30 protein-coding genes and 1 pseudogene are annotated in these 23,162 nt (G+C 60.3%); 13 read left to right on the forward strand and 18 right to left on the reverse strand.

Annotated features, from left to right (window positions below):
* Nucleotides 1-724: 724 nt before the first annotated feature.
* On the forward strand, nucleotides 725-1,792 hold the full coding sequence (locus L9B60_RS05925; protein ID WP_249677187.1) for an acyltransferase family protein: 1,068 nt from the start codon (nucleotides 725-727) through the stop codon (nucleotides 1,790-1,792).
* A gap of 321 nt (nucleotides 1,793-2,113) precedes the next feature.
* Here L9B60_RS05925 and L9B60_RS05930 read toward each other — a convergent pair.
* Nucleotides 2,114-2,560: pseudogene (locus L9B60_RS05930) on the reverse strand (GNAT family N-acetyltransferase); the annotation flags it as partial.
* 88 nt (nucleotides 2,561-2,648) lie between these two features.
* On the opposite strand from L9B60_RS05930, the gene L9B60_RS05935 reads away from it, so the two are divergent.
* On the forward strand, nucleotides 2,649-3,098 hold the full coding sequence (locus tag L9B60_RS05935; protein ID WP_249677188.1) for a GNAT family N-acetyltransferase: 450 nt from the start codon (nucleotides 2,649-2,651) through the stop codon (nucleotides 3,096-3,098).
* 114 nt (nucleotides 3,099-3,212) lie between these two features.
* A complete protein-coding gene (locus L9B60_RS05940; protein ID WP_249677190.1) occupies nucleotides 3,213-4,388 on the forward strand; it encodes a GGDEF domain-containing protein in 1,176 nt (391 codons plus the stop codon).
* On the opposite strand, the gene L9B60_RS05945 is transcribed toward L9B60_RS05940, so the two are convergent.
* Both L9B60_RS05945 and L9B60_RS05950 read right to left on the reverse strand, forming a co-directional pair.
* Nucleotides 4,375-4,668 carry a hypothetical protein gene (locus L9B60_RS05945; protein ID WP_249677192.1) on the reverse strand — a complete coding sequence of 98 codons (294 nt, stop codon included), beginning with the start codon at nucleotides 4,666-4,668 and terminating at the stop codon, nucleotides 4,375-4,377. The two genes, L9B60_RS05940 and L9B60_RS05945, sit on opposite strands and share 14 nt — an antisense overlap.
* A 122-nt stretch (nucleotides 4,669-4,790) precedes the next feature.
* On the reverse strand, nucleotides 4,791-4,982 hold the full coding sequence (locus L9B60_RS05950; RefSeq protein WP_249677193.1) for a hypothetical protein: 192 nt from the start codon (nucleotides 4,980-4,982) through the stop codon (nucleotides 4,791-4,793).
* Between the two features lie 165 nt (nucleotides 4,983-5,147).
* On the opposite strand from L9B60_RS05950, the gene L9B60_RS05955 reads away from it, so the two are divergent.
* Nucleotides 5,148-5,729 (forward strand): histidine phosphatase family protein, encoded by a 582-nt coding sequence (locus tag L9B60_RS05955; RefSeq protein WP_249677195.1) that lies wholly within the window; start codon nucleotides 5,148-5,150, stop codon nucleotides 5,727-5,729.
* A gap of 50 nt (nucleotides 5,730-5,779) precedes the next feature.
* The gene (locus L9B60_RS05960; RefSeq protein ID WP_249677197.1) at nucleotides 5,780-6,373 is read left to right on the forward strand and encodes an Asp/Glu racemase; all 594 of its coding nucleotides are present in this window, start codon (nucleotides 5,780-5,782) and stop codon (nucleotides 6,371-6,373) included.
* Between the two features lie 42 nt (nucleotides 6,374-6,415).
* Here L9B60_RS05960 and L9B60_RS30460 read toward each other — a convergent pair whose 3' ends face one another.
* Nucleotides 6,416-6,517 carry an AraC family transcriptional regulator gene (locus L9B60_RS30460; protein WP_283780577.1) on the reverse strand — a complete coding sequence of 34 codons (102 nt, stop codon included), beginning with the start codon at nucleotides 6,515-6,517 and terminating at the stop codon, nucleotides 6,416-6,418.
* The gene (locus L9B60_RS05970) at nucleotides 6,514-6,960 is read right to left on the reverse strand and encodes a DUF3828 domain-containing protein (RefSeq protein ID WP_249677199.1); all 447 of its coding nucleotides are present in this window, start codon (nucleotides 6,958-6,960) and stop codon (nucleotides 6,514-6,516) included. Before L9B60_RS05970 ends, L9B60_RS30460 begins: the two co-directional genes overlap by 4 nt.
* A gap of 151 nt (nucleotides 6,961-7,111) precedes the next feature.
* Between L9B60_RS05970 and L9B60_RS05975 the strand changes: the two genes are divergently transcribed.
* Complete coding sequence (locus tag L9B60_RS05975) at nucleotides 7,112-8,002, forward strand: sterol desaturase family protein (RefSeq protein WP_249677200.1); 891 nt, start codon at nucleotides 7,112-7,114, stop codon at nucleotides 8,000-8,002.
* On the opposite strand, the gene L9B60_RS05980 is transcribed toward L9B60_RS05975, so the two are convergent.
* From L9B60_RS05980 to L9B60_RS05990, 3 genes are read right to left on the reverse strand one after another with little or no spacing between them, the layout of a single operon-like run.
* Nucleotides 7,985-8,659, reverse strand: coding sequence for an AraC family transcriptional regulator (locus L9B60_RS05980; RefSeq protein ID WP_249679671.1), 675 nt, complete (start codon nucleotides 8,657-8,659; stop codon nucleotides 7,985-7,987). The genes L9B60_RS05975 and L9B60_RS05980 overlap by 18 nt on opposite strands.
* Before the next feature lie 2 nt (nucleotides 8,660-8,661).
* A complete protein-coding gene (locus L9B60_RS05985) occupies nucleotides 8,662-8,946 on the reverse strand; it encodes a helix-turn-helix domain-containing protein (RefSeq protein ID WP_249677202.1) in 285 nt (94 codons plus the stop codon).
* Nucleotides 8,936-9,253 carry a transcriptional regulator gene (locus L9B60_RS05990; protein ID WP_249677203.1) on the reverse strand — a complete coding sequence of 106 codons (318 nt, stop codon included), beginning with the start codon at nucleotides 9,251-9,253 and terminating at the stop codon, nucleotides 8,936-8,938. The genes L9B60_RS05985 and L9B60_RS05990 overlap by 11 nt, the downstream gene beginning before the upstream one ends.
* A gap of 145 nt (nucleotides 9,254-9,398) precedes the next feature.
* Between L9B60_RS05990 and L9B60_RS05995 the strand changes: the two genes are divergently transcribed.
* On the forward strand, nucleotides 9,399-10,127 hold the full coding sequence (locus L9B60_RS05995; RefSeq protein ID WP_249677204.1) for a class I SAM-dependent methyltransferase: 729 nt from the start codon (nucleotides 9,399-9,401) through the stop codon (nucleotides 10,125-10,127).
* A 97-nt stretch (nucleotides 10,128-10,224) separates the two neighbouring features.
* Entirely contained in the window at nucleotides 10,225-10,620 is a 396-nt protein-coding gene (locus tag L9B60_RS06000; RefSeq protein WP_249677206.1) for a lysozyme inhibitor LprI family protein, read from the forward strand.
* Nucleotides 10,621-10,636: 16 nt separating this feature from the next.
* Here the strand turns inward: L9B60_RS06000 and ppk2 are convergent, their stop codons facing one another.
* Nucleotides 10,637-11,554 carry a polyphosphate kinase 2 gene (gene ppk2 / locus L9B60_RS06005; protein WP_249677207.1) on the reverse strand — a complete coding sequence of 306 codons (918 nt, stop codon included), beginning with the start codon at nucleotides 11,552-11,554 and terminating at the stop codon, nucleotides 10,637-10,639.
* A 173-nt stretch (nucleotides 11,555-11,727) separates the two neighbouring features.
* On the opposite strand from ppk2, the gene L9B60_RS06010 reads away from it, so the two are divergent.
* Nucleotides 11,728-12,660, forward strand: coding sequence for a Ppx/GppA phosphatase family protein (locus L9B60_RS06010; RefSeq protein WP_249677209.1), 933 nt, complete (start codon nucleotides 11,728-11,730; stop codon nucleotides 12,658-12,660).
* Between the two features lies 1 nt (nucleotide 12,661).
* Here the strand turns inward: L9B60_RS06010 and L9B60_RS06015 are convergent, their stop codons facing one another.
* The 3 genes from L9B60_RS06015 to L9B60_RS06025 are packed head-to-tail and all read right to left on the reverse strand — an operon-like array spanning nucleotide 12,662 to nucleotide 14,886.
* Nucleotides 12,662-13,321, reverse strand: a complete 660-nt coding sequence (locus tag L9B60_RS06015) for an NAD(P)H-binding protein (protein WP_249679672.1) — start codon at nucleotides 13,319-13,321, stop codon at nucleotides 12,662-12,664.
* A gap of 2 nt (nucleotides 13,322-13,323) precedes the next feature.
* A complete protein-coding gene (locus L9B60_RS06020; protein ID WP_249677210.1) occupies nucleotides 13,324-14,262 on the reverse strand; it encodes an SDR family oxidoreductase in 939 nt (312 codons plus the stop codon).
* Between the two features lie 54 nt (nucleotides 14,263-14,316).
* The gene (locus L9B60_RS06025) at nucleotides 14,317-14,886 is read right to left on the reverse strand and encodes a TetR/AcrR family transcriptional regulator (RefSeq protein WP_249677212.1); all 570 of its coding nucleotides are present in this window, start codon (nucleotides 14,884-14,886) and stop codon (nucleotides 14,317-14,319) included.
* A gap of 308 nt (nucleotides 14,887-15,194) precedes the next feature.
* Here L9B60_RS06025 and L9B60_RS06030 point away from each other — a divergent pair, with 308 nt between their 5' ends.
* Both L9B60_RS06030 and L9B60_RS06035 read left to right on the forward strand, forming a co-directional pair.
* Entirely contained in the window at nucleotides 15,195-15,566 is a 372-nt protein-coding gene (locus L9B60_RS06030) for a DUF4087 domain-containing protein (RefSeq protein ID WP_249677213.1), read from the forward strand.
* 282 nt (nucleotides 15,567-15,848) lie between these two features.
* Nucleotides 15,849-16,100, forward strand: coding sequence for a hypothetical protein (locus L9B60_RS06035; RefSeq protein WP_249677214.1), 252 nt, complete (start codon nucleotides 15,849-15,851; stop codon nucleotides 16,098-16,100).
* Here L9B60_RS06035 and L9B60_RS06040 read toward each other — a convergent pair.
* A complete protein-coding gene (locus L9B60_RS06040; RefSeq protein ID WP_249677216.1) occupies nucleotides 16,095-17,498 on the reverse strand; it encodes an aminotransferase-like domain-containing protein in 1,404 nt (467 codons plus the stop codon). The two genes, L9B60_RS06035 and L9B60_RS06040, sit on opposite strands and share 6 nt — an antisense overlap.
* Nucleotides 17,499-17,624: 126 nt before the next feature.
* Between L9B60_RS06040 and L9B60_RS06045 the strand changes: the two genes are divergently transcribed.
* Nucleotides 17,625-18,236 carry a LysE family translocator gene (locus L9B60_RS06045; RefSeq protein ID WP_249677218.1) on the forward strand — a complete coding sequence of 204 codons (612 nt, stop codon included), beginning with the start codon at nucleotides 17,625-17,627 and terminating at the stop codon, nucleotides 18,234-18,236.
* Between the two features lie 16 nt (nucleotides 18,237-18,252).
* Here L9B60_RS06045 and L9B60_RS06050 read toward each other — a convergent pair whose 3' ends face one another.
* Nucleotides 18,253-18,789 (reverse strand): GNAT family N-acetyltransferase, encoded by a 537-nt coding sequence (locus tag L9B60_RS06050; protein ID WP_249677219.1) that lies wholly within the window; start codon nucleotides 18,787-18,789, stop codon nucleotides 18,253-18,255.
* 98 nt (nucleotides 18,790-18,887) lie between these two features.
* On the opposite strand from L9B60_RS06050, the gene L9B60_RS06055 reads away from it, so the two are divergent.
* The gene (locus L9B60_RS06055) at nucleotides 18,888-19,763 is read left to right on the forward strand and encodes a LysR family transcriptional regulator (protein ID WP_249677221.1); all 876 of its coding nucleotides are present in this window, start codon (nucleotides 18,888-18,890) and stop codon (nucleotides 19,761-19,763) included.
* Between the two features lie 10 nt (nucleotides 19,764-19,773).
* Here the strand turns inward: L9B60_RS06055 and alaC are convergent, their stop codons facing one another.
* From alaC to cyoC, 4 genes are all read right to left on the reverse strand, one after another.
* Nucleotides 19,774-20,985 carry an alanine transaminase gene (alaC, locus tag L9B60_RS06060; RefSeq protein WP_249677223.1) on the reverse strand — a complete coding sequence of 404 codons (1,212 nt, stop codon included), beginning with the start codon at nucleotides 20,983-20,985 and terminating at the stop codon, nucleotides 19,774-19,776.
* Nucleotides 20,986-21,299: 314 nt separating this feature from the next.
* Nucleotides 21,300-22,187, reverse strand: a complete 888-nt coding sequence (gene cyoE, locus L9B60_RS06065) for a heme o synthase (RefSeq protein ID WP_249677224.1) — start codon at nucleotides 22,185-22,187, stop codon at nucleotides 21,300-21,302.
* Between the two features lie 10 nt (nucleotides 22,188-22,197).
* Nucleotides 22,198-22,530 (reverse strand): cytochrome o ubiquinol oxidase subunit IV, encoded by a 333-nt coding sequence (gene cyoD / locus L9B60_RS06070; RefSeq protein WP_249677226.1) that lies wholly within the window; start codon nucleotides 22,528-22,530, stop codon nucleotides 22,198-22,200.
* Nucleotides 22,531-23,160, reverse strand: coding sequence for a cytochrome o ubiquinol oxidase subunit III (gene cyoC / locus L9B60_RS06075; RefSeq protein WP_249677227.1), 630 nt, complete (start codon nucleotides 23,158-23,160; stop codon nucleotides 22,531-22,533).
* Nucleotides 23,161-23,162 lie beyond the last annotated feature (2 nt).

A 23,162-nucleotide genomic window follows, 5' to 3' on the forward strand; every position in this document is an offset into this window, starting at 1 on the left:
TTCTACCGGGATCGCAACAAACAAACCGACCCTAGCGTCGGTTTTTTTGTGCCTGCGATTTGGCTTTGTGGAAGTACCCCTACCTGCGATGAAGCCCTACCCGACCGCCCTGTAGGAGCGGATTCATCCGCGAAGCAGCCGACAAAATTTGCCTGACATACCGCAGTGTCCTTTTCGCGGATAAATCCGCTCCTACAGAAGGAATACGATCATCCGCGAAGAGGCCGACTCGGTACCGCTGCAACCAAATCTCACATCAATTACTTATAAATCAATGCATTGCCTGCTCATAGAATCTTTAAAAGGTCGCTCCGTCGTTTCTTTGACAAACTTGTTGACGGCGCATTGGGTAAGGCCTTAAATATCGTTGTTAGTCGCCAGTAGATCTGCGCCATCGCTTTGCCGCAAAGCCTTGCATGTTTGAAAAGAGGCGACCCGGCTTCTACCTTCCTTCCAGCATTTGAAACCCTGCGCCTACGTCGCCTTTGGCGGTAGCGTGCCCCAGCGGTTTCAAGAGCAACCTGCCGATCATGGGTGCGCCCATTCCCCTGCGCAGTCCTTCCGATTTGCCCCACGCCATCAACCTGGGCCAGGCCCACGGATTTGTCATGCACTGATACGCCTCCACCCTACCCGGAGCGCGTGTGATTTCTTCTATGAAGGAGTTTTCGATGATAGTCATCAATGTGCGATTTCTGGCCCAGGAAAAAAGCGGGGTGCCGCAATGAGTCGGCTCGCCTACCTTGATTCCCTACGGGGCATTGCTGCTGTTCTGGTCGTCGTCACCCACCTCTGGTTGCCGTCGTGGTCGATGCCTAACCACTTCCTGCTCGACATCGGCAAGATGGGGGTCATCTGGTTCTTCCTGCTCAGCGGGGTGGTCATTCCGTTCAGCCTGCAGCCAGGCCCCGGCGGTGCTCGGCGATTTATCGTGTCGCGGGGGCTGCGGCTATATCCCACCTATTGGCTATCGATGGCGGTGTTCGTCGCCATGTTGGTGCTGACCCACGCGGAGCTGCCGAGTGGCCGCACCGTCATTGCCAACCTGACCATGCTGCAGGCAGCGCTTGGCTACAGCGACGTGGTAGGGCTGTACTGGACGCTGTTCATCGAATGGGTGTTCTACGCCCTGTGCCTGGGCCTGATGCTGACGGGCAAGCTCCACAACACGGTGTTTCGCGCCCTCTGCGCGTTGGGGCTGCTGTTGGTCGCCTTGGCAATGGGCCTGGCCCGCATGCTGCTTCAACGCAAGTTGCCGGTAGCCCTGCCGCTCGGGCTTTCATTGATGTTGTTCGGCTCGATCTGGCGCGACTGGATACTGGGCCAGGCGAACGCTACGAGTAAGCGTTGTGCCGTTGCGCTGCTCGGGGCCTTCATCGTAGTGCTGCCGCCGACCTTCTACACGGCCTACAGCTTCGATACCGGCCTGGGCGAGTACTGGGTGCGTTATCTGTTTACCTATGCCCTGGCCATCGGCAGCTTCCTGGTGCTGACCCAGCGCGTCCGCCTGCAGCAGCCACTCCTGCTGTGGCTGGGCACCCGGAGTTACTCGCTGTACCTGCTGCACCCCAGCATGGCATTGCTGGCGGGTTACTGGCTGGGCAACGCCACGCCGTCGACCTTGCTGGCGCTGGTGGCGACCAGCCTTGCGTTTCTGGCAGCACATTTGAGTTATCGCTACGTCGAGTTGCCCTTCATGCAGTTGAGCAAACGCCTCAACGGCAAAGCGCGAGCCCCCATGCCCTTCGTCCCTGAATTGCAGGTGCCTCAAAAAACCAGCAATCGACCCTGATTTGCCGCAGCACTCGGCAGAATGCTGCAGCGCCCTATTTGGAGCGCAGAGCCCAATAGAATATCGTCACTGGGCCCACATCATCATGCGCATGCTTGGCTAGCTGAAAGAGCCGTCTAGCGGGATCGCAACAAAGAAACCGACCTTAGTGTCGGTTTTTTTGTGCCTGCGATTTGGCTTTGTGGGCGCAAGGCTTGCCGGCGATGAGCCCCCCACAACCACTCGCTACCCCCCTGTAGGAGCGGATTCATCCGCGAACAGACCGCCACGATTCATCTGACATACCGCAGTGGTCTTTTCGCGGATCAATCCGCCCCCACATAACCGCCGCTGCATGACAACCGTGCGCTCTTCACCGTGGTGCTCATCGCGCACTTTTTCAAAGCCCAGCTTGGCATAAAAGCCTTGCGCGGTGACGGAAGACGGTACCCGCAAAACCTCGACTCCTGCATTCAGAGCGCTCGCCATAATGACCGTCATCAGTTGCCTGCCAAGCCCGGTGCCTTGATCGTTTGGCGCTACAAACATGCTGCGAACGACATCCCCATCCAGGCTGGCTGTCCCGGCAACCAAGGGGCCGCGGAGTATTACGTAGACCTCGCGCCGCGCCATCAGCAACTTGATCGCCTGGGGGGTAAAGCTTTGCTCCACGCGCGCGATAACCTCAGGCGAGTAGTCCAAACCGTTGGTCTCACGTAACGCCGCCACGATGACCTGGCTGATCGCTTCTGCATCCTCACCTGCTGCCAGGCGAACCCGATATTCCATCTCGATCTCTCGTGGCGTGTAATCGTTGAAGCATAGACGCCGGTATACACTGAACCCTAAACCCGATTGCGACAGGCAGGCCCCTCACATGGAAGTCATCGAATGCTCCCTCAAGGACGTTGACCGCGTCGCCCAATTGTTCAACGAATACCGTGTGTTTTATGAACTGGCCGATGACCTGGCCGCTTCACGGGGATTTATCCAGGGCAACCTCGAAAAGAATGCCTCCAGGGTGTTTCTGCTGCTGGATGACGATCAGCAACCGGTGGCCTTTGCGCAGTTGTACCCGGCGATCTGTTCGCTGGAGATGAAACCGTTTTACTGGCTGTACGATCTTTACGTGGCGGCCGCTGCAAGGAAAAAAGGCTTCGCGCGGGTGCTGATGACTCACCTGACCACCACGTTGACCGCCGAAGGCGCCCAGCGCATCAGCCTGGATACCGCGCACGCCAACAAGGCGGCCCAGGCGCTGTACGAGTCACTGGGGTATGAGCGGGAAGCGCAATTCATTACCTATCATAAAATCCTCAAGCCCTGACGCGGCTCAACATTCGCGCCAAGTACCTATCCAAGCGACGTGTGCCCTGCGAAAGCCTGGCCCAAACGCATACAATCCACACCTTTACCGTAACCCAGGCAGGCCCGTCAGAATATGGCGCTAGATCCACTCACACTGTTGACCCTTTCCATTGCCTTGGCAGCGGCCGCCGCACTGTACTTGGCGGTGGAGTGGCGCAGCATTCGCGAGCCTTCGCTGCTGTTCTGGAGCGCGGGGTTTGCGACTATCACCGTGGGCTCCACGCTCGCCTTGCTGCGCAGCAGCGGGCTTTTGCTGGTGGGTATCTGGTTTGCCAACGGCTTGTTGGTGACGGCGCACTTCCTTTTCCTGCTGGGTGTGGCCCGTTTTACCGGGGCGCGCCTGTCGCGTGGGTGGTACCTGGTGTTCGTGGCCTGGGGGGTATTGCTGCTGTTGCCGGATGAACCGTCGTGGTCGAAAGTGATGCTGGTGGCCAATTCACTGCTGGTGGCCCTGGTGACCATCCGTGCCAGCTTTCTGCTGCGCCCTCACGGCAAGTCGCTCAGCGTGGGCGCCGGGCAGTTGCGCTATGTGTTGCTGGTGCATGGGCTGTTCTACGCGGTGAAGGCATTGTCTGTCGTGATACCCGGCACGCTGATTGACCTGGCGGCGTTTCGTGGCGAGATCATCAAAGTTTCGCTGGTAGAGGGTGCGATGGCGATCATGTTGATTGCGCTGTCGATGACCGGCACCGAGCGCCACCGTCGGGAAAAACGCATCGAACGGCTGGCTGCGCGTGATCCGTTGACCGCCTTGTACAACCGCCGCGCTCTGGAAGTGCGAGCGCCACGGTTGTTGAGGGAAGTGTCGATCACCAAGCCGGGCGCGTTACTGCTGATCGATATCGATAACTTCAAGTTGGTTAACGATCTGTATGGGCATACGGCTGGGGATCGACTGCTGATCACCCTGAGCGAGATGATTCGCACGGTGCTGCCGGAAGGTTCGCTGGCAGCTCGACTGGGCGGCGACGAGTTCGTCATCCTCCTCAATGATGCGTCGAGCGAGCGGATCGTGGAGTTGGGCAGTGCCTTGCGCGATCAATTCCACAAGGTGGCCTCGCAAACGTTCACCACCCCTGCGGCGGTCACCTTGAGTATCGGCGCCAGCCTGTTTGACCAACCGCCAGCCAGTTTGGCGGCCTTGATCGAGCAAGGAGATGCTGCGCTGTATGAGTCCAAGCGCGGTGGGCGCAACAGTATTCGTCTGGTTGATCGAACGCTGGCCAGCGACTCCCTCAGCCCTTCTTGACCTCACAGACGCCATGGGCTTTTTTCTTCCCGGTGTAGGAAACATCTGCAGAGCCGTCCGGGTTGATGCTCAAGGAGATGGTCACGCCGCTGCCCTGAGCCTCGTAGTAATTTTGGTTGAAGGTTTTAAGCTTGCCTTCCTTGCCGTTGATGTAGATCGGCCCGCCTTCGTCGGCGTGCACTTGGATCTTGCCAGGACAGGTTGCGTTAACCAACGGGATGGCGGCGTTCGCCGCGCCGCAGGCGACGAGTAGCAAGGTCAGGGCGAGTGTTTTTTTCATGACTGCATCTCCAGGCAAAGGCATCACCCCTCTTTCGGACGATGAGAGAGCGGTGTTGGACTTGCAGGATAAGCAGACCGCGCTCGATTGTCACAGGCCAAGCGCAGGAGAACTGCCAAGCTTTAATCGTGCATCAGCCCATAGCTGTACTGGCTGAAATTGCTGCCCAGGTGCGTGCCACCTGTGGCTTGGCTGGTATTGCCCGCATCCAGCGCGCGACAGTTTTCGGTGTAGCAAGCGCTTGGGTTGGTGCCGGCGCAAGCGCTGAGCAGCAAGGCGCTGGCGACGAGGATCACTTTGAGGTTCAACTTCATGTGTTCAGTCTCCGGGGACTGGAAGCCGGGGGGATGCGGGGTCTCAGTCAGCTTACGCCAGCGTTGGGGTTTCGTCCTGTAGTGGGCTGCAATCTTCATAATTGGCCGTGGCGCGCCCGGTCGCGCTACGATCCCCCTCTCCCACTTCGCTTGAGACGGATGCCAATGCAGCTCTACATCGCAAGGCACGGCGAAACCGCACCCAACTCCGAGGGCCGCTACGTCGGCTCCCTGAACCCCGCCCTTACCGAGCGAGGCATCCAGCAAGCCCAGGCCTTGCGCGATCAGTTGCCCACGGCCATTGATGCCATCGTCGTATCCCCGTTATTACGTGCCCGGCAAACCGCCGAGGTCCTCGGCCAAGCCTTGCAACTGCCGCTGCATACGCTGGAGCATTTTCGCGAGCGCAACGTGGGCGTGTTCGAAGGGCTGACCCAGGCTGAAGCAAAGGCGCGTTACCCGGACCTATGGGCGCAAAACATCACTCGGCAATGGGACGCAGGCCCGCCGCAGGGTGAATCCATCGCCGAGGTGGTGGCGCGGGTGGCGCTTGGGTTACGCGAGTTGGTAGCGACTTATCCTGGCCAAGTGGTGGTGTTGGTGGCCCATGGTTTTGTCGGCAAGACAATCCGTGCGCTGGTGCGGCAGGACTTTTCGGATTTTTATGAGTGGCAGTTGGCGAATGGGCAGGTGTTGCAGTTGGTGTTAGCCGAGCCTTGGGTAGCTGACGCACCGGGGCGCCCATGAGTGCGATCAGACGCATCGCGTGTTTACATACCCATGACAGCAATATCGCGGTGTTCGACGCTGCCGCGCAAGCCTTGGGCATAGCGCCTGAAATGCTTGTACACACGGTACGTTCGGATTTGCTGGCAGCGGTTGAGGCTGAAGGCTTGACGGCCCAATTACGTGAGCAAACCGGCGCGCTTTTGCATCGCCTGGCTCAGGAAAACACTGCGGTACTGCTCACGTGTTCAAGCCTGGGGCCTGTGGTGGATGGCTTGGGGCAGGCCCAGATACTGCGAGCGGATGCAGCATTGGCGGTGGCAGCCGTTCAGGGTGGGCAACGGGTGGTGGTGTTATGTGCGGCGCCTTCCACGGTGTCGGCTACGGGTGAGCTGTTTAACGCGGCGGCGCAGGCAACCGGGGCTTGGGTGGAGGTACGCTTAGTTGACGGCGCTTGGGCGCTGTTCAAGGCCGGTGAGCGGGAGCGCTACTTTGAAAGAATCAGGACTGCGGTGGCGATAGCTTTTAAGGAAGGTGCCGAGGTAGTGGCGTTGGCGCAAGCCTCGATGGCAGGGGCAACTCACGATGAACCGCCTGGCCTGCACGTGCTGACCAGTCCGCGGGCCAGTGTAGCGGCTGCCGTGGCATTGGCTTTTCGCGGATAAATCCGCTCCTACAGGGGCATCGAGTGCTCTGTAGCAACGGATTTATCCGCGAAAGGCGCCAGGGGTCACGCCGACGATTCTCTTGAACGTCCGGGCCATGTGGCTTTGGTCGAAGAAACCACACCCCGACGGCGTAGCGATCACTGCTCCGTCGGCACCACTTCCACCGATGTAATCCGCCAGCCCATCTTGTCCTTGCCCAACGACACGTTCAGCACCTGGGCATTGTCTTGGGTCGTGCCCAACACCACGTTCTCCTTGGCCACCACGCCCTTGAGCGATTGCTCGGTAACGTTGATGTGGGTCAGCCAGGTTTCGTCATAGTCCTGGGACTTGATGAAGTAGTCCTCTTCCAACCCGCCTTCGGCCTTGGCCTGTTGATCGATGCTCTTGAGCAGGCTGTCGGCGGCGAAGGTTTGCATGCGCGCGACGTCGTCGGTCAGCGGCACCTTGTCCTGGCTCAGGCGCTTGAGGTACCAGCTGTAGAAGGCTTGGGTGGTCTGTTGCGGGGTTTGGGCATCGTCGGCCAGTGCAGGGGTCAAGTGCAGGCCGGCCAGTGCTACCACCAGTGACAAAAGACGTTTCATGAACAGTTCCATTACCAAGTGGGTGGATGAAAGCGCTTGGGATTGTGCCGCGATTCGCAGGCCTGTGCCAACCGGCGATTGCGCCGTTTGTTCAAGCGCGACAAGGGCTGCAAGGGCGACGCTGGGTGCTTCTTACATAAGGGAGTGCGGTATGCGTAGCCTGTATGCACCGGTGTTTTTCTTTGGATTTATCGGCGGGGCGGTAGTACTGGTGTCGGCAGGCTTGCCTGGGTGGCTGCCGGTGTTACTGCTGGCGGCAATTGCCTTGTCACAGGCCAGTGAGGTGCTGCTGCCGTATCGGCCGGCCTGGAACCATGGGCAAGGCGACGGCCTGCGGGACACGGCCCATGCACTGATCAACGAAACCTTGAACGTGCTCAGTGTGGCCGCCATCCCCCTGGTGGCGACATGGCTTCCCAGTGCGCACCTTTGGCCCGGGGACTGGCCGCTGGGCCTGCAACTGCTGCTGGCCATCATATTCGCGGACGTGGGCATCACGCTGGTGCATTACGCCAGCCACCGCTGGCCTTTGCTATGGCGCTTGCACGCGGTGCACCACAGCGTGAAGCGCATGTATGGCTTCAATGGCTTGATGAAGCACCCGCTGCACCAATTGCTCGAAGCCTTGGGCGGCACGCTGCCGTTGCTGTTGTGCGGTTTACCGCAAGAGGTGGCCGTATTGCTGGCCTTCAGCATTGCCATCCAATTGCTGCTGCAGCACAGCAATGTGGACATGCGCATCGGCCCCCTGCGCCATGTGTTCGCCTGGGCGCCGTTGCATCGGTTGCACCATCTGAAATATGGCACCACGGGCGATGTGAATTTCGCGCTGTTTTTCAGTGGCTGGGATCGGCTACTGGGGACAGCCTTGCACCTGCCCCATTACCCGCTGGCCGATGATGACCTGGGCATCGGCGACCGCCCGGATTACCCGGTGGCCTACCTGCAGCAATTGGCGGAGCCCTTTCGCAACGAACCAAACGTTCATCCCGCAGCCCCGCTCCCATTGGTTTTGCGCCTGGCATTAGTCGAGCAAACGTAGCGCCAGATGCCGCACGGTGCGGTCAGCGCGAATGCCGAACTGCCTGCGAATGCTGCGCGACAGGTGCGCCGAATCGGCAAAGCCTGCCGCATGGGCCGCATCGGTCAAACTGCTGCCAGCCAGCGCCAGTGCCAACGCCCGACGAAGGCGTTGCCACAGCACCAGGCGGCGCACCGAAAGCCCCAGGCTGCCGCTGAACAGGCGTTCCAACTGGCTGACTGAAAGTGCCGCCTCGCGGGCCAGGTGATGGGCAGGCAAGGCCTCCTCCCCCACTGCCCGGATCTGCTCCATTGCCTTGATCAGGCGTGGGTCCAGCGGGCGACGAGGGGTGTGGTGCAAGCGCTCGGCCAAGCGCTCAAGGTCGGGCCCGGCCTGCTCGCAGGCCCGTTGAAGCTCGGTTAGATCAAACGCCAGCGGCTCTGCGTAGACCGCAATCATGGGTTGATCGGGAATCAGGATTTCGTGTTCCCGCATCGACTCGATCAGCAGTAACGGGCCGCACTGCGGCAAGCCTTGAACCCGCGCGCACACCTCCCCACCCAGCGCCAGCAGGGCTTGGTGAGCATAATGGGCGTGGCGATGGGTTTGCCCGGCTTTACCGCCGACCAGGCAGTAGTCGGGGCCTAGCCACAGGGCGCCTTGCCAAGGTTGGTTGATGATCAATAGGCATTCATTTCCTGCAAAACCTCTGGGTGCAGGCTGGCGATGCGCAACAAGGTTTGAGCAGCACCTGTAGGCTGGCGGCGCCCTTGTTCCCAATCCTGCAGGGTACGCAAACTGACGCCAAGCAGTTTTGCAAATACGTTTTGGGATACCCCGACTTTTGCACGAGCTTGCGCCGCTTCCGATAATTTCACGTGAGTCACTCGTGCCGCTTTGCCCGCTTTCATTTGGCGCACGGACGCCAGCAAATCCTGTTGGAATTGTTCCATTTCACTGTCCATCAAGAACCTCCTCCTTCAATTTTTTCAGGAAGGATGCGGGCAGGTTATCCAGTGCTGTTTTGGTGAAAGCAACCAACAGCCAGATAAAACCTTCACCCAATGTATTGTAATAAATCACCCGCGTACCGCCCCGCTTCCCCATACCGCCACGAGACCATCGAACTTTACGCAGGCCTCCACTGCCAGGGACCACGTCACCCACCAATGGGTTGGCCGCCAACCAAACGATAAACTCCTGACGCTCACCATCACCCCAAATAGAGTCGGCTTGGCGCTTGAATGTCTCTGTTTCGATAATAGTGTACATGGCCAATAAGATACGGCAATGCCGTACATCCAACCCAGAGTGAATTTTTTACCAAAAATGTCTATTTTCACCTGCAAGCTTCGCCTTGACACTCACCTTTACCACGATGTAACCAGTCCTGAAGGATTACTGGAGCGATGCCCTCATGACCCAAAACATCTACGACGACCCCGACTTCTTCCATGGCTACAGCCAACTCGGGCGCTCGGTGCACGGCCTGGCCGGTGCTGCCGAGTGGCCGGCCTTGCAGGCCATGTTGCCGCCCATGCATGGCGTGCGTGCGCTGGACCTTGGTTGTGGCTATGGCTGGTTCTGCCGCTGGGCAGCGGAGCAAGGTGTACGCAGCGTGCTGGGCTTGGACGTGTCGCACAAGATGCTGGAACGGGCCAAGGCCAGCACCGGCCAGGCGAGCGTCAGTTACCAGCACGCCGACCTTGAGCAGTTGAATCTGCCCGAGTGCAGTGTGGAACTGGTCTACAGCTCCTTGACCCTGCATTACCTCGCAGACCTGGACCGCTTGTTCGCCACCGTGCACAAAGCACTGGTGCCGGGTGGGCATCTGGTGTTTTCCATCGAGCATCCGATCTACATGGCGTCACGGCAGCCAGGCTGGATCGTCACCGAGCAGGGCCGCAAGACCTGGCCGGTGGACAGCTACCAGCTGGAAGGCCCACGGGTGACCAACTGGCTGGCCGACGGCGTGATCAAGCAGCACCGCACCGTGGGCACCCTGTTGAATGCTTTGATCAAGGCCGGCTTTGTGCTGGAGCACATCGAGGACTGGGGGCCCACCGATGAACAGGTGGCGGCAGTGCCGGCGTTAGCCGAAGAAAAAGAGCGGCCGATGCTGTTGCTGGTGAGCGCTCACCGCTGAACCGCGACACATTCTGCGACTCAATACGCTTCAACGCAGCCGCATGACGATTAAAATACGCGGCCCTTTTTATTCTGCCGATTCACGGAAGACTGCCATGTTGCCTCGCTTGATGATCCTCGCCCCACTGCTGTTCTCGGCCACGGCCTTTGCGGCCCAGCCAAAGGCCGACTGTGCCAACGCCACCACCACGCCAGAAATCAACCAGTGCGCGCAAGCCGAGGCGGACGTGGTGGAGGCCAAGCTCAATGTCGCTTACCAGAACCTGGTCAAGCAACTGACCCAGCCAGACACCGAAACGGACAAATACTCCGAGATGCGCAAGAAGCTGCAAATTGCCCAACGGGCATGGATCAAGTTCCGCGAGGCCGATTGCGACACGATCTTGCAGATCAACGCCTCGGGTACGATTCGTACCCTGGCGGCGATCGGGTGCAAGCGTGAGCGGGCGGAGCAGCGGATCAAGGAACTGGAGAACTACGTGGGGTATTGAGAGCCCACCGCGCCCCTCAATAAACCAACGGCACAAACAACTCCGGCGGCGTCGGGCTGCGCGTGTAGTCCTCTTGTCGCACCCGCTGCGGCAACTCGATCACCGGGTGCTCGACTTCCTCGTAGGGCATCTGCCCCAGCAAATGGTTGATGCAATTCAACCGGGCCTTTTTCTTGTCGTCGGCCTGCACCACCCACCACGGCGCTTCCTGGATGTGGGTGCGCTCGAGCATCACTTCCTTGGCCTTGGTGTAGGCCTCCCAACGGCGGCGTGATTCCAGGTCCATGGGGCTCAGCTTCCATTGCTTGAGTGGGTCGTGAATACGGCTCAGGAAGCGCAGGTGCTGCTCTTGGTCCGAGATAGAGAACCAGTACTTGATCAACTGAATGCCCGAGCGCGCCAGCATGCGCTCGAACTCCGGCACGCTGCGGTAGAACTCGTCCAGTTGCTCGTGGTTGCAGAAGCCCATCACCTGCTCTACGCCCGCGCGGTTGTACCAGCTGCGGTCGAACAGCACGATTTCGCCAGCGGCCGGCAGGTGCGACACGTAACGCTGGAAGTACCACTGGGTGCGTTCGCGGTCGTTGGGCGCGGGCAAGGCGGCCACGCGGCACACCCGGGGGTTAAGGCGCTGGGTGATGCGCTTGATCACACCGCCCTTGCCCGCGGCGTCGCGCCCCTCGAAAAGGATGACCACCTTGTGGCCGGTCTTCACCACCCAGCTCTGCAGTTTCACCAGTTCGCCCTGCAGGCGGAACAGCTCGCTGAAGTACAGCCGCCGGGCCTGTTTCTCCGGGGTCTCGGGTTGGTGGCTGTCAAACAGCTCGTCGATGCCATAGCCATCGTCCATCAGTTCGAGCTCCAACTCTTCATCGCTGTGGTCGAGCAACTCGCGGTGGATGCGGCGCATCAAGGTGTCGGTACTCGCATGCATGATGGAGACTCGCTGAAGGTAGGAAAAGTCTGATGGTAGTGAGCCTATGTGACGGACTGGTTAACGACCGCGGTGGGATTTGACCTATGTCATCGTAGTGTCATGGCCGGGGTGGCAGTATCCAGGCTCATTCTTGACGCGTGGCCGGGTGTTTTCGGCTATCAGGGACTGCCATGAAAGAGACTTCGTTGTTTGCCGCCGTGGATCTGGGCTCCAACGCCTTTCGCATGATGATCGGCCAGCCGGTCAAGCGTGACCGGCGCCTGTGTATCCAGGAAGTCAAAACCCTACGCGAGCCGGTGCGACTGGCCGAAGGCTTTCAAGGCAAAACCCTCGACACCCTGGCGCTGGAACGCGGTTGGCTGGCGCTGGAGCGGTTTGGCAAGCGCCTGCGCCACTTCGACGCCGGGCATGTGCGCGCCGTGGCGACCAGCGCCGTGCGCGATGCCGATAACAGTGCGTTGTTTCTGGCCGGGGCCGAAGAACGCCTGGGCTTCCCCATCGACGTGATCACCGGCCACCAAGAGGCGCACCTGGTGTATGCCGGCGTGGCCCAGGCACTGGACTGCGCGCAGTCCACTCGCTTGGTGGTGGACATTGGCGGCGGCTCCACCGAGTTGATCATCGGCCAAGGCAATCGCCCCTTGTTGGCCGAAAGCCTGGCGATAGGCAGTGGGACCTTCGGGCAACGGTTTTTCAGCGGCGGTTACGTCAACAGCTATTCGTTGCAAGAGGCCGAACGCGTGGCCGGCCTGCAGTTCGAGCGGGTGGCGCGGCGTTACCGCGAACTGGGTTGGCAACAGGCGATCGGCTCGTCCGGCACGGCGCGCATGCTGGCCAAGGTGCTCAAGGCCAATGGCCTGAACGACTATGGCCAGGGCGGCATCACCTATGCCGGCCTGCTGCGCTTATCGGTGCGGTTGCTTGAGGTTGGCCGGGTAGACCATCTGCGCATGCTGGGCCTTCAACCGCACAAAGTCAGCACGCTGCCCGGCGGGTTGGCGGTGATGCTGGCGGTGTTCAAGGTGTTTGGCATCGACCGCATGAGCCCATCCGAACCCGGGCTGCGCCTGGGGTTGCTGCATGGGTTGATGAGCGAGGCGTGAATCAGCCGGCGGCATCAGTGATAGCCGCCGCTTCCAGAACGGCTGTTGGCGCCCCGTGCCTGGCCAGGTTCAACATCGCCCGGCCCATGGATTCGGTACTCGCCATGCGCCGTCCCAAAATCCGCTTGAGCAAAGGATTCAGCGGCTTGATCAAGCTGTAGAGCAGCCGGTATGAGCGGGTTTTGGACTGCGCCCCGTGCAGCGGCTGGATGAACCCCGGCCGCAACAGGTATACCGCCTTGAAGGGCAAGCGCAGCAGCGCATTCTCGGTGCGACCCTTTACCCGCGCCCACATGCTTGTGCCTTGCTCGCTGCTGTCGGTACCGGCACCGCTGACGTATACGAAGGTCATCTGCCGATTAAGCCTTGCCAGCGCCTGGGCAGCCGCCAGGGTCAAGTCGTGGGTCAGGCGCGTGTACTGCGCTTCACTGATCCCCGCCGACGATACGCCCAGGCAGAAGAAACAAGCATCGAAGCCTTCAAGGGCAACGTCCCGGTAGTCAAACAGGTCGGGAAGCACCACTTCGCGTAACTTGGCGTGCCCCAGGCCCGATGGGCTGCGACCAACAATCGTGACCTGGGCGACATCGTCGGCCAACAAACACTCGCGCAACACACCCTGGCCGACCATGCCGGTAGCGCCGAACAGCAATACCTTCATCATCAGGCTCCTTCAGACCAACGCACGCCCGTCAGTTGCTCGGACACCTGCCACAACCGCGCCGCCACCGCGAGATCCTTGGCGGGGCCCGCCACCGATGCTTCACCCGGCGCGCCCTTCAACCCCATCAAGCCCTGCGGGCCGTAATAGCCGCCCGGTTTGGCCAAGGGCGACGTCGCCGCCAGCAAGGTCGGTTGCGCACCTTCTGCAGCCGAGTGCGAGGCAAACTTCTCAAGTATTGACGACAGCTGCCAGAACAGCGACTTGCTCTGGCCCCGGCCCATTTGCGGCCCGGTGCTTTGCAACGCCGTGCGCGCAAACCCTGGGTGGCTGGCATTGCTCATCAGCCCCCAGCCGTTGGCATCACTGCGCCGCTGCAACTCGAAGGCAAACATCAGCATGGCCAGTTTGGACTGCGAATACGCGGGCCAGGCCTTGTAGCTGCGCTGCCATTGCAGGTCATCAAAATGGATGGCCGCGCCGTTGCGGTGGGCGATGCTGCTCAGGTTGACCACCCGTGGTTCATGGCCCTTGCGCAAGTGCGGCAGCAACTGGGCCGTGAGCGCGTAATGGCCCAGGTAGTTGCTGCCCATCTGCAGTTCAAAGCCATCGGCGGTGGCGTGGCGAGTCGGCGGCGCCATCACGCCGGCATTGTTGATCAGCAAGTCCAGCGCGTCATGCCCTGAGGCGTAGCGCGCGCTGAAGTCCGCCACGCTGGCCAGGCTGGACAAATCCAGATGGTCGTAGCGCACGTTCGCCTTGGGGTGTATCGCACGGATCCGCTTGAGCGCCTCTGCACCCTTGGCCGCGTTGCGCCCGGTGAGCAGCACATCGGCGCCCGCCCCTGCCAATACCAGGGCAGTCTCGTACCCCAACCCGCCCGTGGCGCCGGTGATCACTGCGCGCTTACCGATTTGCGATGCAACGGTGAAAGTACTCATGAAGCGACCCTCGGTTAATAATGAGCGATTAATCACTCATTTATAAGATAAAAATCACGCGGCAATGGCGTGCCAGAACGCCTCGAAACCTGCTTGTGCGTAACGCTCGGCACTCGCAGGCTCCTTGACCATGAAGTCCATGGTGGTTTCGGCCAACGACCCCAGTATGGCCGGGATAAACGCTGGCGGATGATCACGCAACGCACCACTGGCGACGCACAGGTCGATTTGTTGAGTCAACTCGGCCAAGGCTTGCATGCCCTGGGCGCGGGTGACCTCGGTGAGTCGGTCACACAACGTCAATTGGGTGCACACCTTGCGCTTGTGTGGGTAACGCACGCCCCACGCCACGTAACGGCTCCAGGCATGGTGCAACTGTGCCTTGAGGCTGTCATCGGCAGGCGTGCCACTGAGCAACACCTCACGCAACTCGCCCTTGATCACCAGGTAGAGCGCATTGAGCAGTTCGTCCTTGGTCGCAAAATAGTTGAACAACGTACCCTCGGCCACCCCTGCGCCCTTGGCGATCTTGGACGTAGGCGCAGCCAGGCCCTGCTCGGCGAACACCTGGGTGGCAGCATCGAGGATGGCGTTGCGCTTGTCTTCGCTTTTGGGGCGGGCCATGAAAAAGGTCTTTAAATGAGTGCGTACTCAATCATAGTACTAAAGTCAGCGTAATGGCAATGCCTCTAAAGCTGCAAGGCGCGCCCTGCACACTTGAACATCGGGTCGGTATTTCTGTGACCCCTTCGTCAATCTTGAGAGTAATCAACAAAATGTATCCACCATGTGACCATAAGATGCCCTCTGCCATCATTTGCCGCGCTTAGACTCGCCGACGTATCGAGTGGCCGCTCTCATTTCATGCTACAGGCCCGCCTTCGCCACTCGACCGTCAACGCGGGTGTGTGGCTCAAGACAAGGAAGGTCTTATGCGCCTGACTATTGCCCGTGACAGCCTGCTGCTGTCCCTCGCCATCATCGCTACCGCCCAGGCTGCCCCCACGGTAGAGCGCCATTGCGGCTGGTACCAGAACCCCGGCAATGCCACCGCCACCCTCAGCGACCACAGCGGGGTGTGGGCGCTGCCCGACGACAGTGCCAAACCGATCTTTCGCGCTGGCCAATGGGTGCCGAGCAGCGCCAACAACGCTTACGGCTACGGTTGCGCCTGTGTCTCCGGCAATACCGACGCAACGGCGCACAGCCTGACCCGCATCAAGCGCGTCAATGCCCAGACGTTGGCCACCTGCCGTGCAGACGCTGCACTGCACGAACCGACCAACAGGGTCGCCACACAGTAGGCTTGCTTACAGAAATTTCTCGCAAGGCTGGAGAAATTGAAGCGTCGCGATAGGAAGGGATGACAGGGCAAACAGAAACCTTAAAACAAAATGACCCACATCCATCAAATAACGACTCGGCGTATGGGTAGGAAGTGTCTGACCTGCTGAGGAATCCGCCATAGGCATGTTCGGAACCAGCTGATTTACCTGGCCAGTTCGGTTGAGCAAAATAGCGACTGTCTGAAGGGTTTGCTGACTTCAACGGCCAAGGATCGGCCGACCATCCGCTACAGGAGCCACATGCCATTTATCAACTGCAAACACCTGCTGAGCGCACTGGCCCTGGCGGCCATGCCTGGCCTCGCGAACGCGGCGCAGGGCACGCTCGATTTCAACGGCGCCATTACGGAAAACACGTGCATCATCGATCTCCAAAACGATGCTCACCCTAACTCAGCCTGTGACCACTGTGATGCCGTTGACGACCATGTGAGCATCGTTATCAAGCCCATTGACGAGCACAAGCAGCTGGTCACGCTGATCTATTCATGAGCCTGGCAACAACTTCTGCACGCCGTCGCGTACACGGGCATCGTCGCTGTAGGCCACGTTGAAACGCAGGTAACGCTGGCAGCCTTCGGCACTGCCGAACAGGGCGCCAGGGGCCAGTACCAACCCCTGTTCCAGGGCCGATCGGGCGATAACTTCGGCATCGGCGCCCATGGGCAATTTCGCCCAAACAAACAACCCGCCCTGGTACCCGTAGGGTAGTTCGCAGCCGGCTTGGCGAAGCCACTCGCATACTCGCCCGGCTGCCTCTTGCAGTTGCTGGGTGACACGCTTGCGGTGCTTGGCGTAGCCGCCGTCCACTAACAGGCGGCACAGCACCTGCTCGAACAGCTCCGAAGCAATGCCGCCACTCATGAGTTTCAGGTGCATCAGGTTGGCCGCCAATTGCGGCGCCGCGGCAATGTAGCTGACGCGCATATTGGCGCTCAGGGTTTTCGAAAACCCCGACAGGTAGGTGACCTGCTCCAACCCTGCCAACGCTGCCAGGCGTGGTGGCGGGCTGGGGTGCAGGTCGGCGTACAGGTCATCTTCGATCACGTGGCAGCCGTACTCACGCATCACGTGCAACAACTGGAATGCCTGGCTCGGCGTAAAAGCATGCCCCGTCGGGTTGTGCAGGATGCCAGTGGTGAGGTAAACGCGCGGCCGGCGGCTGGCCAGCGTACGGGTCAGTTCGACCAGGTCGTGACCCTCCGGGCCCCGCGCGATGCTGACGATGTTCACCCCATGCAATGCCAGGTTGGCGTGGAAGTTGAAATAGCAGGGCGCGTCCAGCAACACCGTGTCCCCAGGCCGCACCAGCAGGCGCATCAGCATGTCGATGGCTTGCAACGTGTTGGGCGCGGTGACGATCTGTTCTACCTGCACGCTCATGCCCTGCCCGTGCAATTTTTGTTGCAAGGCCTGGCGCAACGGCAGGTAGCCACCCGGCGTGCCGTAACCGGCCACGCGCAATGCCGGCGCACGCACGGCCGAGCGCAATGCCTGGCGGATGGCCGGCGAGTCCAGCCAGGCTTCCGGCATGTGGCCGCTGCCGGCGCGCAAGGCGCCGTTGTCGGTGATCAGCGAGCGGCGCAGCACGTTGATCAAGTCTTGGGGCAGCAGGTCGACCCATTGACCGACGGTGTTTTTCTGCACGCCGGTGGCTGCGACGAAGTGCCCACGGCCTTGGCTGGAGGTGATCAAGCCACGCCCACGCAGGCGATCCAGCGCTTCGATGACGGTGAATTTGCTCACGCCCCACTGCTCGGTCAGCTCGCGCACGGCAGGCAGCTTGCTGCCGATAGGCAATGCGCCTTGCTCGATGGCGCGCTGCAAAGCGTCGACAATTTGCTGCACCTTGGGGGTACCGGGCACGAAGACCAATGGCACGATGGGCATGTTCACATCCTTGAGGTTTACCGAAAAGTTTACCGGTAAAGTTTGGGCCGATACAGGCACACTTGCCCTGCCGCCGCCCCTGGGTCGCCCCTACACTGCAACGCCCCCCCCTGCGCAGCCCATGCCATGACCCTGACGTCCTACCTTTACTTCATTGTGTTTTGCGCCAGCATGACCTTCAGCCCCGGCCCCATGACCCTGTTGCTGCTGGGCCTGGGGCTGAACAACGGCTTGAAAAGCTCATTGCCCGCGCAACTGGGCGCCAGCCTCGCCTACCTGATCTCGATACTGATCTTTGCCGTGGGCCTGTCCGAACTGCTCCAGGATCACGCCGGCATCAACCGCAGCCTGCAACTGATCGGCGTGGCCTACATCCTCTACCTGGCCTGGCACCAATGGTCCCGCCCGGCACAGCCACTGGGCACCGGCGCGCCGGCTGAAACCACGTTCAAAGGCCTGTTCGGCAAAGGCCTGCTCACCGGTTTTTCCAACCCCAAGACCCTGATCCTATTCAGTGCCGTGTTCCCCCAATTTGTCAGCAGCACGCAGCACAAAACCCTGAACATCGCCCTGCTTGGCGCCACGTTTCTGGTGCTGCAACTGGCCAGCGGCTGCCTGTACGGCTACTTCGGGCAACGCATCAAGCACCTGCTGCAAGAGCCGAAACGGCAGGTGATGGTGCAACGTGGCAGTGCCGTGGTGTTGGTGGGGGTGGCGGCGATGCTGGGCTGTCAGTAACCCTGCTGCAATTTGCCTAACGCTCGCCTGGCAAGGCGGTATCCGCCTCCCCCAACCCCCGCTGCATCAATACCGTATCCACCCACCGCCCATGCTTGAACCCCACCGACTCCAATACCCCCACGGTACGGAACCCCTGACGCTGGTGCAGGCGCAGGGAGGCGATGTTTTCGCTATTGCCGATCACAGCCACCATCTGTCGCCAGCCGCCGTGGGTGCAGCGCTCGATGATCTTGGCTAGCAGGCATTGGCCAATGCCTTTGCCACCCAGGCCATCGCGGATGTACACCGAGTCTTCAACCGTGAAGCGATAGCCAGGGCGCGGGCGGTAGAGGGTGGCATAGCCGTAGCCGACCACTTCACCCGCGATTTCAGCCACCAGGTAAGGCAGGCCCTTGGCGACGATGTCGGCGCGACGCTGGAGCATTTCTTCGAGGGTGGGCGGCGTCAGTTCAAAGCTCGAGATACCGTGCAGCACGTGGTCGGCGTAAATGGCTTGCACGGTGGCCATGTCACTTTCCAGGGCGTCGCGCAGTTGGGGTTCTAGGCTCATCAATGGCTCTATCGCAAGGTTTATAGGTACATGATGCAGGTAGAGCAAGACCAAATAAAGCTAAGATGAGTGATGCCCAGCATAAGAAAAACTTTGCCATGCGCCACTTGAACCTGACCCACCTGCACACCTTCGCTCAGGTTATCAGCCTGGGCAGTTTCTCGGCAGCCGCCGAGCGCTTGAACCTGACGCAACCGGCGATCAGCCTACAGGTGCGACAATTGGAAGAACGCCTGCAACTACGGCTGATCGAGCGGGTGGGCAAGCGCCTGAAGCCGACCTCGGCCGGGAGCACCCTGCTGGAACACATCAGCCGCATTGACGCGGTGGTGGAAGATGCCCTGCTGGATCTGGCCAGCCATGCCCAAGGCGTGGCCGGGCAGGTTTCAATCGGCACCGGGGCGACGGCTTGCATTCACCTGCTGCCGCCCATGTTGCGAAAATTGCGCAGGGCTTACCCGGACCTGGATGTGCGGGTCAGTACCGGCAACACCGACGCCATGTTGCGGGCCGTGGAAGAGAACCGGCTGGACCTGGCGCTGGTCACCCTGCCCGCCGCGGGCCGCAGCCTGCAGGTGGAAGCCTTGCTGGAAGACGAGTTCGTGGCGATCTTCCCGCTCGACAGCAGCGCGCCCACCGCCACGCCACAGGCGTTGGCGACTTTGCCGTTGGTAGTGTTCGAGGCGGGCAGCAGCACCCGATTGTTGATCGATGAATGGTTTTTGCAGGCGGGTGTGCGGATCAAGCCGGTGATGGAGCTGGGCAGTATCGAAGCGATCAAGGAAATGGTCGCGGCAGGATTGGGCTACAGCATCGTGCCGCGCATGGCGGTCAATACCGTGCACTACCGGCGGGGGCTGCAAGTGCAGCCCCTTACACCTGGACTGAGCCGCCGGCTTGGCCTGGTGTTGCGCCAGGACAAGCCGTTGAACAAGGCGTTGCAGCAAGTGGTGAAGGGGCTGCGCGCTTTGTAGGATCAGCCTGTTACGCGTCGATTTTCTTGCTATCGGCGCGGAACATCTGTCGGATTCCGCGCACGGCCTGGCGAATGCGGTCCTGATTTTCGATCAGGGCGAAGCGCACGTGGTCATCGCCATATTCGCCAAAGCCGATACCCGGCGATACGCACACCTTGGCCTCCAGCAGCAGTTTCTTGGCGAACTCCAGCGAGCCCAGGTGGGCGTATTGCTCGGGGATTTTCGCCCACACGTACATCGAGGCCTTGGGGTTCTCGACCATCCAGCCCGTTTCGTGCAAGCCCTTCACCAACACGTTGCGGCGCTGGCGGTACTGCTCGGCGATGTCGCGCACGCATTGCTGGTCGCCTTCCAGGGCTGCGATGGCCGCTACTTGCAGCGGGGTAAAGGTACCGTAGTCGTGGTAGCTCTTGATACGCGCCAGGGCGTTGACCAATTCGCGGTTACCCACCATGAAACCGATGCGCCAGCCGGCCATGTTGTAGCTCTTGGACAGGGTGAAAAACTCCACGGCGATGTCCTTGGCGCCCGGTACCTGCATGATCGACGGCGCTTTCCAACCGTCATAGACGATATCGGCGTAGGCCAGGTCGTGCACCACCAGCACGTCGTACTGCTTGGCCAAGGCCACCACGCGCTCGAAGAAATCCAACTCCACGCACTGCGCGGTAGGGTTGGACGGGAAGCCCAGAATCATCATCTTCGGCTTGGGAATGGAGCCCCGAATGGCCCGCTCCAGCTCATCGAAGAAGTCCACGCCGGGCACCAGTGGCACTGAACGCACTTGGGCCCCGGCGATGACCGCACCGTAGATGTGGATCGGGTAGCTGGGGTTGGGTACCAGCACGGTGTCGCCCTGGTCCAAGGTCGCCAGCATCAGGTGCGCCAAGCCCTCTTTGGAGCCGATGGTGACGATGGCTTCGTCTTCCGGGTCGATGTCCACTTGGTAGCGGTCGGCGTACCAGCGCGAAATCGCCCGGCGCAGGCGCGGGATGCCACGCGAAGTCGAGTAGCCGTGAGTGTCTTCACGCTGGGCGACGCTCACCAGTTTTTCCACGATGTGCGGGGGTGTCGGGCCGTCGGGGTTGCCCATGCTCAAGTCGATGATGTCTTCGCCACGGCGGCGGGCGGCCATCTTCAACTCGGCAGTGATGTTGAACACGTAGGGGGGTAGACGATCAATACGCGAAAAGCGGCGTGGCGATGGGATGTCAGCCATGATTTCCTCGAAACGTAAGCGCCCGGAACCGTCCGAGCGACGCAGGCCAGTGCGCTGGCCTAGGGGGAAGATAAGCTGGATGGCTGGAGGCTGTAAACCCCCACACTCATGAAAAAACCATATTTACAGACCTTTATCCCGAAAGTAATTAGATTTTAAGTCGATACCCCTGCAATAGAAGATTTATCCGCGAAAACAACGCATCGACCCATCGGCAAATCACGCACGAACAAAAACGCCCCAAACCTTTCGGCCTGGGGCGTTCTCGTGTGTAGCAGGACAGCGATCGAATCAGCGTGCCTGGCTCATCAGCCTCAATGAGCGTAGGTCAGCAACAGCTCCGCCGGCACTTTGAAGTCCAAGGACATCGCTACGCTCAAGGCCGTGATGGTGAAGATCGAGAACACGAACAGCTTGCGTGCCCAGACCTTGTCATCCACCGCCTTGTACCCTGTCCAAGCCATGTACAGCCAGTACATGCCCATCGCCGCAGCGACGGTCAGGTAGCTCATGCCGGCATAGCCACCGATGGTCAACATCAGCGTGGCAGCCACGAAGGCCAGGATGTAGAGCAGGATGTGTTTCTTGGCGACAACGATGCCACGCTTGACCGGCAGTACCGGAATCGACGCTGCCAGATAGTCGTTGAAGCGAAAGATCGCGATGGCATAGGAGTGCGGCATCTGCCACAGGCTGAACATTACCAGCAGGGTCAGTGCAGCCAGATCGAAGTGACCGCTCACGGCAACATAGCCGATCACCGGAGGCATGGCGCCGGAAAGGCTGCCTACCAGGGTACCGTGCACCGATTTGCGCTTCAGATACAGGCTGTAGAAACCCACGTAGATAACGAAGCCGATCAAGCCGCACAGGGCTGCCAACGGGTTGGCCACCTTGTACAGCAGGACCAGGCCGGCCACGCCCAGGATCGTGGCGTAGGCCAGGGCGACCTTCATCGAGATCAGGCCCTGGACCAATACACGGTTCTTGGTGCGCTCCATCTTCAGGTCGATGTCGCGGTCGATGCAGTTGTTGAACGCACAGCCCGACGCCACCACCAACGAAGTGCCAATCACTGTAGCGAGGAACAGCAGGTAGTTCACTGTTCCTTGCGAGGCCAGGAAAAAGCCGCCTGCCACAGAAAGCACGTTACCGAAAATGATCCCCGGTTTGGTGATTTGGATAAAGTGCTTAACGGACATGCAGTTTTCCTCAGTGCGCCATCATGACGGTGTGGATGCTGAACATGATCCACAGCGACAGGCCAACCAACAGCAGAATAACCAGACCTGCGAACACGAACGCGGTGACGTTTTCACGCTGCGCGGCCGAACGGTCCAAGTGCAGGAAGTACACCAGGTGAACCAGTACCTGGATCACGGCAAATGCCAGCACGATCACCAGGGTCGCGGTCTTGGACAGCGAACCGTACATCACCAGGCCGAACGGAATGGCGGTCAGGATGATCGACAGGACGAAGCCGATGACATACGACTTCAGGCTGCCGTGGCTGTCGCCCGCGTCATGAGCATGTGAGTTGGCCATTTACAGGACTCCCATCAGATAAACAACGGTGAACACGCAGATCCAGACCACGTCCAGGAAGTGCCAGAACAAGCTCAGGCAGCTCAGACGGGTGTTGGTGGATGCAGTCAGGCCGTTCTTCTGAACCTGATACATCATCACCGCCATCCAGATCAGACCGCTGGTCACGTGCAGACCGTGGGTACCGACCAAGGCGAAGAAGCCCGACAGGAAGCCGCTGCGCGATGGGCCGAAGCCTTCGGAGATCAGCTTGTGGAACTCGTTCACTTCCATGCCGATGAAGCCCAGGCCGAACAGGAAGGTGATGAACAGCCAACCCAGCACGCCAGCCTTGTTACCTTTGTGCAGCGCCAGCATGGCGAAGCCGTAGGTGATCGAGCTGAGCAACAGGCAAGCGGTTTCGCCCAGTACATAAGGCAGTTCAAAGATATCGTGGCCCGATGGACCGCCGGCGAAGTTGTTCGCCAGCACTGCGTACGCGGCAAAGATCGACGCGAACAGGATGCAGTCCGTCATCAGGTAGATCCAGAACCCAAATACGGTCATCGGACCCGCATCATGGTGTTCGTGGTCGTCATGCCCATGGTCGTGACCATGGGCAGTTCCAGCGTTCAATACTATGTTCGACATTG

Origin of the sequence: Pseudomonas abieticivorans, from assembly GCF_023509015.1 — a bacterium.
GTDB classification, from domain to species: Bacteria; Pseudomonadota; Gammaproteobacteria; order Pseudomonadales; family Pseudomonadaceae; genus Aquipseudomonas; species Aquipseudomonas abieticivorans.